Origin of the sequence: Nonomuraea phyllanthi, from assembly GCF_006334985.2 — a bacterium.
Classification (GTDB): domain Bacteria; phylum Actinomycetota; class Actinomycetes; order Streptosporangiales; family Streptosporangiaceae; genus Nonomuraea; species Nonomuraea phyllanthi.
Window position 1 is genome coordinate 315,687 of record NZ_VDLX02000008.1, and the last position, 11,022, is coordinate 326,708.

Consider the following 11,022-nt stretch of genomic DNA (forward strand, 5'->3'; position numbering starts at 1 on the left):
CGTCAGGACGGCCAGAGCATGTTGGTCAGCTCGGCGTCCAGGTCCATGTAGTCGGTCTCCCGGCCCGCCGGCACCTTCTCGTACGTGCGATGGAGGAACTCGGTGAGCGGCGCCAGCGGCACCTCGAAGAGCGCCTGCCCGAACGGGGAGGTGAGACTGATGTGCAGGGTGCGCTCGCCGTCGGCACGCGCCGGCCACACCTGCACGTCGCCGTCGCCGACACGCCTGACGATGCCCACGGTCAGCAACTCGCGGGCGAAGATCCACTCGACCGGTTCGTCGTTCCCTACGTGGAAGGCCATGCGGATGGCGTACGGATCGTCGGCTGTGTAACTCAGTCCGGCGAGCAGGGGGACGGTAGTACGGTCGGGGACCACAAGCCGAAGGCCAAGCTCGGCGGAGACGGTGGTGCTGTTCATCGTCAGCCAAACCTTTTCGTCGTAGGTCCCCTCTTCGGGGCTTTCACTGCTCTGACGGACTTCGTCCTGAGCTATGACGCGGAACGAAGAAACCAGTAGGAAAGATTCCGCTCCAAGGGCCTTCTGTAACGCACATCACAGCTGGACATTTAGGCATCTACCAGGCTAAACGGCATCAATCGGGTCGTATTTACAAGGGTTTTGCGTGCTGCGGAGCCAGTCCCGGCGCGCCGACCATGAACGTTTCTTGCCAAAAGATCGCGACCGATGCCAACCGGGACAGGACGATGGTATGCCACCGACCCGCCGTGCCGATGGGCAACCGCCGCGTTTCACCCGAATCCCTCCCCGTCGCCGCTCCAACTCGCCCCGGCAACCCCCTGCACCCCCTCCGAACCATCACCCGACCGCTTCGCTTCGCCAGCAGGCGCCAGAGTGCGGTATGGTTTTCCCCGTCGGCACCGCGAGGGCCGGCAGGGCGGGCGATTAGCTCAGCGGGAGAGCGCTTCGTTCACACCGAAGAGGTCACTGGTTCGATCCCAGTATCGCCCACCACAGTCAAGGGCCACATCTCAACACGAGGTGTGGCCCTTTGATCTTCCAAGTGACTAACTGAGTGACAGTCCATCTCCATGGTCGTTACCTGGGAAGATCCGATCCATGACGATCGCGCCGGCCTGCTGATCGAACAGCACGCCGGCATGAAGACTGGATCGTGACTCCGACGTGTTCGCGCTCTGCCACAGTGCTGTGTCATGTCCTCTAGGTCATTTCCGGCGTCGGGCTTATCGGTGGGTCTGGCACATATCGCCTCCTATGTCGTGGCCTGCCTGGTTCATCTCCTCGGTCCGGCCTTTCTCGTCATCGGCGTATACCTGCTGTCCCGCATGACGGTCTTCGCGCTGCTCGCAGGGGTCGTGGCTCTCGGCTTCGCCTGGCTGGTCCGCCCCCGCGTTCCCCGGCTCCCCCCTGACATCCAGCCTCTGACCCGCGAGGAGGCCCCGAACCTGTACGCCCTGCTCGACCGGATCGCCGATCGGGTGGGAGCTCCGAGAGCCAATATCGTCGCCCTCAACGGCATGGTGAACGCGGCGGTCACCACCTACGGATGGCGGCGCCGGCAGCTGGTCGTGATCGGTTATCCGCTGTGGCTGATTCTCACGCCGCGGGAGCGCGTCGCCATTCTCGCCCACGAGATGGCCCATTTCGGCAACGGCGACGCCAGGCACGGGCTCGTCGTGGGCACCGCGCTGCACTCCCTCGTGGAGTTATACGAAATAACGCGATTCGACCCGCACGATGACAGGGGTCTGGACTATCGCATGGCCGGCGCGCTGCTGGCGCTGGCCGGTCTTCCCGTACGGCTCCTCATCCTCGTGCTGGAACTGCTGATGTACCGCTCATCGCAGCGTGCTGAATACCGGGCGGACGAGCTGGGCGCGCGCGTGGCGGGCTCGCGGGCCATGGTCTCGATGCTCGACGCGTTCACCACCCGCACGCCGTCGGCCGAGGACTTCCTGGAACCGAGCGCGGCCGTCGTACGGGCGTCGGATCTGTGGGGCGATCTGCGGGCCGGCGTGACCGCGGTCCCGGAGGAGGAGGTGGAACGTCGCCGCCAAGCCGCCCGGGAGGAGAGGACCCGCGTGGACGTCACGCATCCGCCGACGTATCTGCGGATGGAGCGGGTCCGGCGGCTGCCCTGCATGGAGGGGGAGATCGAAGCGGCGGACGTGGAGAAGGTCCAGGCCGAGCTGGAGCAGGCCGCTCACCGCGTGGCCAAGTCCGTCAGAGATGCAGCCCGAGGGGCGCTCTACCGCTGAACCGGCCCTGCTTCGCGGCGGCGCGCCCCCACGCCCCGGGCCTCAGCGCAGGTAGGAGGCGCCGTTGAGGTCGAGCACGGCGCCGCTGGCCCATTCGGCGGCGGGGGAGGCGAGGTAGACGACGGCGGCGGCGATCTCCGTGGGGCGGGCCACCCGGCCGAACGGGCTCTGGGCGCGGATCTCCGCCCCGCGCGGCGCCTTGAGGTGCTCGTTCGTCATGTCGGTCTCGACGAAGCCGGGCGCGACCCCCGCCACCGCGATGCCGCGCGGCGCGAGGGCGATGGCGAGTGACTGGCCGAGCGCGTTCAGTCCCGCCTTGCTCGCCCCGTACGCGGGGCTGTCGGGCTCGCCGCGGTACGCGCCGCGCGAGGAGACGTTGATCACCCGGCCTCCGGCGGGCATGTGGCGGACGGCGCACCAGGTGACGTTGGCGGGGCCCACGAGGTTGACGTCGAGGGTGCGCCGCCAGGTCGCCTGCCACTCCTCGTAGGAGGTCTCGGTGATCGGGTGGGCGAGGAAGACGCCGGCGTTGTTGACGAGGACGTCGATGCCGCCCAGCGCGCCGGCCGCCTCGTCGACCATGCGGCGCACGGCCTCGGGGTCGGCGAGGTCGGCGCGTACGACGGTGTGTCCCTGGCCGGGCAGCTCCGCCAGGAGGCTCAGCGCGTCCTTCTCGGAGTCGCGGTGGTGGATCGCCACCCGGTCGCCCTGTGCGGCGAACGCCGCCGCGACCGCTCGTCCGATGCCTCTCGACCCGCCCGTGACCAGAACCGCGCGCCCACTCATTCGCCGTACGCTAGCAGGGCCCCGCGATCACGGCCGCAGGAGCCCTCCCAGACCGGCTCGCGGTCGGGTGGGGGCCACGGGGGCGGCGGCGCCGGCCGGGGCGGCGGGGAGGCGGACGGTGAACGTGGCGCCCGCGCCCGGGCGGCCGTCGGCGGTGATGGTGCCGTGGTGACCCGCCACCACCTCGCGCACGAGCGCCAGCCCCAGGCCGAACCCGCCGCCCACGAAGCGGGCGAACAGGCGTTCGGCGTGTGCCGGGTCCAGTCCCGTTCCGTCGTCCCTGACCGTGAGCACGACGGTGTCACAGCCCTCTTTGGGGTGATTTCTGGCGTGGTCGCTGGAAGAGTTCCTGGTGGGGTGATCTCCGGGGTGGTCCCTGGACAGGGTCAGCCAGATGTGGCCGCCTGACCGGGTGTGGCCAAGGGCGTTGTCGAGCAGGGCCGAGACGACGCGGCGCAGCGCGGACTCGACGCCGAGCACCACGTGGTCGCCGGGTCCCTCGCTCCGCACCTCGATCGTCACCCCCCGCGCCTGTGCCCGGGCGTTCTCCGCCACCGCCAGCTCCGAGGCCAGCAGCGCCAGGTCCACCGGGCCGAAGGGGCGGCGCAGCTGCTGGAACTGCGCGGACTGGAGCAGGTCGGCCACCACCTCGCCGAGCTGGCCGCTGCCGGTGACGAGGTGGTCGACCTCGTCGATGAGCAGGATGGGGTCGGTGCCGCCGCGCATCCGCCGGGACAGCAGCTGGGCGCGGGTGTGCAGGCGGGTGAGCGGGGTGCGCAGTTCGTGGCTGAGGTCGGCGGCGAAGCGGCGCTGGCGCGCCAGGGCCTCGCCGAGCGGCGCGATGGCCCGGCGCGAGATGACCTGGCCGACCAGCAGCGCGGCCACCAGCCCGGCGATCTCGGCGGCGCCGAGGGTGCGCAGCAGGCGCCCGCGTTCGGCGGCCTGGTAGCGCAGGTCCATCGCCGCCTGGACGGTCGTGTCGCCGCGCCGCTGCGTACGGATGAGGTAGGCGCGCCCGGCGACCTGGACCTCCTCGACCAGCGCCGAGGAGGTCGCGGCCAGGCTCACCGGGAGCTCGCGCGGCGCGCCGGGAGAGCTGCGTACGGCGCCGTCGCGTACCTCGTAGAGCCACACGCAGGGAGGAGGGTGGGCCAGGGACCCGCCGGACACGGCGGCGGCGAGGTCGCGTCGCGCCGCGTCGGACTGCTGGTGCGTCATGAAGCAGAAGACCAGCACGCCGACGAGGAGCAGGAGCACGGAGATCGCGCCCGCGACCTGCACGGTGAGGCGGTGGCGGGCCCGCCTCAGCAGCCGCCGCTCCACCGCGTGGCCCTGCTCGTCGGCCTGCAGCCGAGCGAGGGCGCCCCGTCTCGGAGGCCGCCGCTCCGGCGGGTTCACGACGCGCCCGGGCGGCAGCCGCCGCTTCGGCAGGATCACAGCGCGCCCAGGCGGTAGCCGACGCCCCGGACCGTGCAGACGACCCCCGCGCCCAGCTTGTTGCGCAGGTAGTAGACGTACGTGTCCACGATCGACTCCTTCTCGGCACCGTCGAAGACCCGCTGCCGGAGCGACGTGCGGGTGTGCACCTGCGTCGGCCGGGCGGCCAGGGCGCTGAGCAGCCGGCACTCCTGGCCCGACAGCGCCACCTGCTCCCCGCTCGGCAGCCGGACGATCTGCGACTCGGAGTCGAGCCAGCCGGAGCCGAGCGGCAGGAGCGTGGCCTGGTCGATGTTCCTGCGGTGCAGGGCCCGCACCCTGGCCAGCAGCTCCTCGATCTCGAACGGCTTGACCAGGTAGTCCTCCGCGCCCGCGTCGAGCCCCGCGACCCGGTCGGCCAGCGAGCCGAAGGCGGTCAGCACGAGCGCGGGCGTGGTGACGGCCTGGCGGCGCAGCCGCCGCAGCAGGTCGATGCCGTCGAGCGCGGGCAGGCCGCGATCGACGATCAGCGCGTCGTACGGGCGGCTCAGCCCCAGGTGCAGGCCGCGCTGCCCCTCCATGGCGAGGTCGACGGAGTATCCCTGCTCGGTGAACAGGTCGACCAGCATGTGACCGAGTTCGCGGTCGTCCTCGACGATCAGCAGCCGGCGGGCCGTACTCGATGTAGCAGCCACGTGACCACGGTTACACCACCGCCGCCGGAATTGCCAGATCCACTCGGGTGGCTGACCGGCGGCCGACCGGCCTGCCTGCGGGATCACTGCGGATTGGTCTTGACCAGCTCGCCCGGTTCGGCCACTTTGGTGAAATTTTCCAGGCGTCCCGGCAGGGCGATCTTGTAGAGGGGCAGGGCGGCGGCCGTGGTGATGACGGCCACGAGCACGAGCATGGCGAACAGCTCGTCGGTGATCATGCCTTGGGCCAGGCCGATGTTGATGAAGATGAGGATCATCAGGCCGCGGGAGTTCATGAGGGCGCCCACCGCGTACGACTCGCGCCGCCCGAAGCCCATCCAGCGCATGGCCAGCGCGCACCCGAAGTACTTGCCGCAGAACCCGGCGAGCAGGATCAGCCCGAACGCGGCCAGCAGGGCGCCGCCCGCGATGCCGCCGAGGTGGGTGTTGAGGCCGGAGAAGGTGAAGAACGTCGGCAGCAGCAGCGTCGAGACGATCTCCATCATGCGTCCGTGCAGCGCCTGGCGGAAGGCGGCGTTGCGGGGCATGGCCAGGCCGGCGAAGAAGCCGCCGAAGACGGAGTAGACGCCGATCCAGTCCGTCAGCCAGCCGGCCGCGAGCGGGACGAGGATGACGACGTACATGCCGGTGGGGCCGAGCCGGCCGGTGGCGGCCACGCTCCTGCCCAGGGGCCGCAGCAGCGGCGCGACGACCTTGAGCATCACGACGGCGAACACGGCGGTCAGCGCGAGGGTGGGCAGGGCGCCCGCGGGGCCGCTGCCTAGGTGCATGGCGGACAGGACGGCGAGCAGGCACCAGGCCAGCGCGTCGTCGAAGGAGGCGGCCAGGAGGGTGAGGCGGCCGAGGGGCGAGTGCTCCAGGCCGCGCTCGTACAGGATCCTGGCCAGCATGGGGAAGGCGGTCAGCGACAGCGCGCCGCCGAGGAACAGCCCGAACTGGAGCGGGCCGACGTCGGGGCGGGAGAGCAGGTCGTACAGGAGGAGGCCGGTGCCGAAGCCGAGCAGCAGCGACGGGAGGATGCCGGAGACGGCCAGCGCGGAGGCCCTGCGGATCTCGCCGGGGGTGCCGGAGCCGTGGTCGAGGCCGGCCCCGACCAGGAACATGTAGAGCGTCAGTCCGATGGTGCTGAGCACGTACAGGACCGGCCTGACCTCCTGGGGGAACAGGGCGGCCTGCGCCTCGGGGAAGAGCTGGCCGAACAGCGTCGGGCCGAGCAGCACGCCGGCGACCATCTCGCCGAGCACGCGGGGCTGCATCACCAGCTGTGCCAGCCGGCCGCAGAGCGCGGCCGTGATGAGGATGACGACGAGGGCGGGCATGACCTCGAGCACGATGCCGAGGTTCGGATCAGGGGACGCGACGGGCATCTCGGTTCTCCGCAAGGTCGTGGAAGTGGCGGTGGCAGAGCCGGCGGCGGCGGGCGTCCCACACCATGTACGTGCCGAGGACCAGCTGGACGAGGCTGCGCCAGACGTCCTCCCAGCGGTCGCGGACCCGCATGAGGGCGAGCGCGGCCCGCACCCGGCGCGGCTCGCCCACCGGGGTGAGCAGGCACGGTCCCCGGTTGGGCAGGGAGCGGGTGTGGGTGGCCGAGGTGTCCAGGACGTAGCGGCGCAGAACCTCGCGCGCCGCGGTCCGCATGGCGATGGGGGCGAGGCGCCAGGCGGGGCAGGGGCGGTTGGCGGCGACGCCGAACGGGATGTGGTTGAGCTCCCGGGACGGCCCGTCGAAGCGGGAGGGGTCGAAGCGGTCGGGGTCGTCGAATCCGGCCCGGTGGAAGGCGGGGTAGTCGAAGCAGAGCACCGACCCGGCGGGGATGGTGTCGTGCTCGCCGAGCGGGATGCCGGCGGTGGTGATGCGGTGGGCGATGCCGAAGAGGGGGTAGAGCCGCAACGTCTCGTCGATCACGTGGTCGAGGTGGCGGTCGTCACCCGTACGCGCCTCCTGCTGCGCGGCGGGATGCCGGGCGAGGACCATGAGCAGGTGGGCCATGGCCTCCGACAGCTGGACGACGGCGGTGTTGAAGAAGGCTCCCTGCAGGTAGTACGCCTGCTCCAGGGGTGTCAGCCCGTCGGGCAGCGGGACGCGCACCTGTGACAGGCGGCCGAGCAGGTAGCGGGTCAGGCGCAGGCGGCGCTTCATGTGGCGCAGGCCGGTGCACTTGAGCGAGGAGACCACGTCGTCGGCGTTGCCGGTGATCAGGTCGCGGGCCTCGCGCGGGCACGGCTCGGCGAAGACCAGCTCGTACGCGAACTCCGCCCACAGCGGCATCATCACGTCGCGCAGCCGCACCGGCCCCCGCAGGCCCGTCAGCGCGCGGGCGGCGCAGCGGCGCGTCAGTTCCTCGGCCCGCACCCGCGGCACGGCGAGCAGCCGCCGCGTGGTCCTGGCCACGGCGTCGTAGCGCTCGCCCGCCTCCAGGTGCTCCTGGTGCATCTCGGGGCCGGGCGACAGCCAGTACCAGAACAGGTCGGACAGCGCGGCGCCCCGGCTCCGCCCGCCGGCGGCCGGGTGGGAGTAGACCTCCCTGAAGCGGTCGACGCCCACGAGGTCGCCGGGCACGGGGATGCCCTCGTCGCCGTTGATGCGGTTGAACAGGCGCACGCGCAGCGCCACGATCCGTCCCGGCAGCCACCACGGCAGGCCGGCGAGGGCGGCGAGTGCCAGCGCGAGGGCGGCGATCAGCATGGCCGGCGCACCATCCCCGCGTCGAGGTCGGCGAGGCAGGCGCAGCCGCACAGGGTGAGCGCCTGCTCGACCTCGGCGCGCAGCAGGGCGAGCACGCTGGCCACCCCGCGCTCGCCGCCCGCCGCGAGCCCCCAGATCACCGGGCGTCCGACGGCCACGGCGGCGGCGCCCAGCGCGAGCGCCTTGAGCACGTCGGTGCCGCGCCGGACGCCGCCGTCCAGCAGCACCGGTACGGCTCCGCCGACGGCGGCGACGATGTCCGGCAGCAGGTCGACGGCGGCGGGCACGGTGTCGAGCTGCCGTCCGCCGTGGTTGGACACCATGATCGCCGAGATGCCGTGGTCGAGCGCGATCCGGGCGTCCTCCGGATGGGCGACGCCCTTGACGACGATCGGCAGGGAGGTCATCTCGCGCAGCCGGTCGAGGTGGCGCCACGACAGCTCGGGCGACATGACGATCGGCCGCACCCGGTCCCCGTCCCTCATGTTCTCGCAGCACAGATGCTCGGGCAGGTCGAGGAAGCCGTTGCGCAGGTCCCGCTCGCGCCGGCCGTGCACGGGCGAGTCGGCGGTGACGACCAGCGCCCGGCACCCGGCCGCCTCGGCGCGGCGCACGACGGTCTCGGTGAAGGATTCGTCCGGTTGCAGGTACAGCTGGAACCAGAGCTCGGCGCCGGGCGCGGCGGCGGCCACGTCCCCGACGGCGACCGTGGACGCCATGCTCACGATCATGATCGTCTCGGCGGCCGCGGCCGCGCGGGCCGTGGCGCGCTCGCCCTCCGGGTCGGCGAGCCGATGGAACGCGGTCGGCGCCACCAGCACCGGCATGGCGGCGCGGCTGCCGAGCAGGGTCACGCCGGTCTGGAGCTTGGCCGCGCCGCGCAGCACCCGGGGCAGCAGGCCGAGCCGCGCGAACGCGGCCTCGTTCGCCCGCACGGTGATCTCGTCACCCGCCCCGCCGGCGAAGTAGTCGTAGTGGGCGGGATCGAGGCGCTCGCGGGCCGCGGCCTCGAACTCGCGCAGGGTCCACCGCTCCATCAGGCCGGCACGTGCGCGGTGCGGCGGGCGAAGAAGGCGCACAGCGGCTCAACGTGGATCTCAGGGGAGTTCCACTCGTTCTCCAGGTTCTCGGTGATGTGGTGGACGACCGGTTCGTGGCCGGGCACGTGGTGGCGGACCACGGGGTGCAGGTAGTGGCCCTCGTGGGCGCGGGCCGCGTCGCTCTGGCTGATGCGGCCCACCTCGATGTCGAAGGGGTCGATCTGGTCGTGCCGCGGGCCGTACTCCAGGGTGATCGTGAAGTGGCCGCGGTCGCCGACGGGCGGTCCCTGCAGGTCGTGCGGCACCTCCTCCAGGTAGCGGGCGGAACCGCCGTCGACCACGATGACGTCGGCCAGCACGCCGAACTGCTGCCACAGCGCGGAGGTGCGGTTGACCCGCTCGATGACGGCCGCCGCGAGCGCCGCCGGGTCGGCGGGCAGTTCCCTGGCGGGCCAGGGCACGCCGTGGTGGCGCTGCTCCAGGACGCGGTGCAGGGCGCGCACGGCGTACCGGAAGCCGTGGATGAAGCCGGTGGTGCCCTGCTTGAAGTCGCGCGACTGCGTGATCGTGCCGGCGAAGTAGAGCCCCGGCACGTTGACGGACTCGTAGGCGGGGGTGAGCGCCGGGAACCTGTCGTTGATCGCGAGTTCGGGGCGGCAGTCGTCGCCGAAGATGGAGGGGTCGAAGCGGAAGCCGGTGCAGACGATCACGTGGTCGTACGGGATGTCCTTGGTGACCTCGTTCACCCGGGCGAAGGACACCGTCACCAGGTAGGTGCCGTCCGGCCTGCGCTCGATGCGCTTGACGTCGCCGTCGAGGATCGCGTTCTGGAGCTTGAGCTGGTAGGTGTCGAGGAAGTTGTTGTTGAACGCGCGCAGGTGGCCGACGAAGTGGGTGCGCCAGGCCAGCCGCACCGAGTGGGGGCCCGCGACGTGGATGACGGCGGCGGTCTCGATCAGGTTGTCGGCCGTCTCGAAGGCCGAGTTGGCCTTGCCGAGGATGAGCACCCGCTGGTTCGTGTAGTCGGCGGGGTCCACGGAGGCGGTGCCGTACGTCTCGGCCGTCTCGATGCCGGGGATGGGCGGGATGTTCTGCTGGGTGAGGCCGGTGGCGACGACGACCTGCTTCGCCTGGTACGTACGGCCGGCCTGGTCCGTCACCAGGAAATCGCCCGGGCGCTCCACGCGGACCACGCGCGAGTCGTAGGCGACGCGCAGCCCGCGCACCCGGGCGAAGTCGGCCAGGTAGCGCACCAGGTCGTCGGCGTGCGGCCAGTACCGGTCGCTGTAGCGGGTGAACAGCAGCCCGGGGTCGTCCGACAGCAGCGAGTTCCAGTCCATCCTGAGGTTCAACTCGGGGTCGTCCCACCCGGTGTGCCGCTTGTTGATCGAGATGAGCGTGCGATGGCGCGGGTAGGTGCGGAAGAACTGGCCGGGGGCGGGACCCGCCTCCAGGATCAGGTAGTCGCGTCCCTGCTCCTGCAGGAAGTGGCCCAGTTGCAGGCCCGCCGGGCCCGCGCCGATCACCAGGTGGTCCAGGGTCGTGTCCGGCACTGACGCCTCCGTCACAGCGATGTGGTTGAACGGACAACTCAGTGTTGGCGGGCAATTCTCAGAATTTGCTCAGAGAGGGCGCGTTCGTCGGGCTTTCCGCTGGTGGCGAGCGGGACGGCCGGGACAATCGTGATCGTCCGGGGCACGCTGTCCGCGCCCAGCTCGTCGCGTACGAGCGCGGTCAGGGCGGCGCGGTCCGGGGTACGGCCGGCGGCCGGGACGACGAACGCGTGCCCGGCCTCGCCCGTGTCCTCGTCCGATGATCGGCGCCGGTTTCAGGCGCACGGGCACGCGATCGTTACTCCGCAGCGCCCTGGCGGCGCGCCGGCCGTCGCCGCGCCGCCGGATGATCCGCCGGCTGGTGGCCCGCCGTTCCCCCGACTTCGTGCTCTACCCGCGCATGGCCTGGGCGACCGTCATGGACCGCGTCTTCGACGGCCGCATCGGCGACCGGGCGCACGTGCTCGGCGTCTTCGAGCGGCACGTGGCCGAGGTGAAGGCGGCGATCCCGGCGGAGCGGCTGCTGGTGTTCGAGGTGGGGCAGGGCTGGGAGCCGCTCTGCGCGGCCAGGCGCACGATCACCC

The 11,022-nt window shown here is 71.6% G+C and carries 9 protein-coding genes, 1 tRNA gene and 2 pseudogenes; 3 read left to right on the forward strand and 9 right to left on the reverse strand.

Annotated elements, in window-relative coordinates:
• Positions 1–2: 2 nt before the first annotated feature.
• Complete coding sequence (locus FH608_RS23130; protein WP_103958541.1) at positions 3–419, reverse strand: SsgA family sporulation/cell division regulator; 417 nt, start codon at positions 417–419, stop codon at positions 3–5.
• Positions 420–899: 480 nt separating this feature from the next.
• Here FH608_RS23130 and FH608_RS23135 point away from each other — a divergent pair.
• Both FH608_RS23135 and FH608_RS23140 read left to right on the forward strand, forming a co-directional pair.
• A tRNA-Val gene (locus FH608_RS23135) sits at positions 900–974 on the forward strand.
• A 236-nt stretch (positions 975–1,210) separates the two neighbouring features.
• Positions 1,211–2,239 carry a M48 family metallopeptidase gene (locus FH608_RS23140; protein ID WP_193318571.1) on the forward strand — a complete coding sequence of 343 codons (1,029 nt, stop codon included), beginning with the start codon at positions 1,211–1,213 and terminating at the stop codon, positions 2,237–2,239.
• 42 nt (positions 2,240–2,281) lie between these two features.
• Here FH608_RS23140 and FH608_RS23145 read toward each other — a convergent pair whose 3' ends face one another.
• From FH608_RS23145 to FH608_RS54435, 8 genes and pseudogenes are all read right to left on the reverse strand, one after another.
• Positions 2,282–3,025 carry an SDR family NAD(P)-dependent oxidoreductase gene (locus FH608_RS23145; RefSeq protein ID WP_139632651.1) on the reverse strand — a complete coding sequence of 248 codons (744 nt, stop codon included), beginning with the start codon at positions 3,023–3,025 and terminating at the stop codon, positions 2,282–2,284.
• A 27-nt stretch (positions 3,026–3,052) separates the two neighbouring features.
• A complete protein-coding gene (locus tag FH608_RS23150; protein WP_226899798.1) occupies positions 3,053–4,462 on the reverse strand; it encodes a sensor histidine kinase in 1,410 nt (469 codons plus the stop codon).
• Complete coding sequence (locus FH608_RS23155) at positions 4,459–5,136, reverse strand: response regulator transcription factor (RefSeq protein ID WP_226899799.1); 678 nt, start codon at positions 5,134–5,136, stop codon at positions 4,459–4,461. Before FH608_RS23155 ends, FH608_RS23150 begins: the two co-directional genes overlap by 4 nt.
• A gap of 83 nt (positions 5,137–5,219) precedes the next feature.
• Positions 5,220–6,524, reverse strand: coding sequence for a cation:proton antiporter (locus FH608_RS23160; RefSeq protein ID WP_139632652.1), 1,305 nt, complete (start codon positions 6,522–6,524; stop codon positions 5,220–5,222).
• The gene (locus FH608_RS23165) at positions 6,505–7,845 is read right to left on the reverse strand and encodes a cytochrome P450 (RefSeq protein WP_139632653.1); all 1,341 of its coding nucleotides are present in this window, start codon (positions 7,843–7,845) and stop codon (positions 6,505–6,507) included. The genes FH608_RS23160 and FH608_RS23165 overlap by 20 nt, the downstream gene beginning before the upstream one ends.
• Positions 7,839–8,882 (reverse strand): alpha-hydroxy acid oxidase, encoded by a 1,044-nt coding sequence (locus FH608_RS23170; protein ID WP_139632654.1) that lies wholly within the window; start codon positions 8,880–8,882, stop codon positions 7,839–7,841. The genes FH608_RS23165 and FH608_RS23170 overlap by 7 nt, the downstream gene beginning before the upstream one ends.
• The gene (locus FH608_RS23175) at positions 8,882–10,438 is read right to left on the reverse strand and encodes an NAD(P)-binding domain-containing protein (RefSeq protein ID WP_226899800.1); all 1,557 of its coding nucleotides are present in this window, start codon (positions 10,436–10,438) and stop codon (positions 8,882–8,884) included. The genes FH608_RS23170 and FH608_RS23175 overlap by 1 nt, the downstream gene beginning before the upstream one ends.
• 38 nt (positions 10,439–10,476) lie before the next feature.
• Positions 10,477–10,638, reverse strand: a pseudogene (locus FH608_RS54435) (hypothetical protein); the annotation flags it as partial.
• A 200-nt stretch (positions 10,639–10,838) separates the two neighbouring features.
• Between FH608_RS54435 and FH608_RS54195 the strand changes: the two are divergent.
• A pseudogene (locus FH608_RS54195) lies at positions 10,839–10,991 on the forward strand (sulfotransferase); the annotation flags it as partial.
• Between the last annotated feature and the right edge of the window lie 31 nt (positions 10,992–11,022).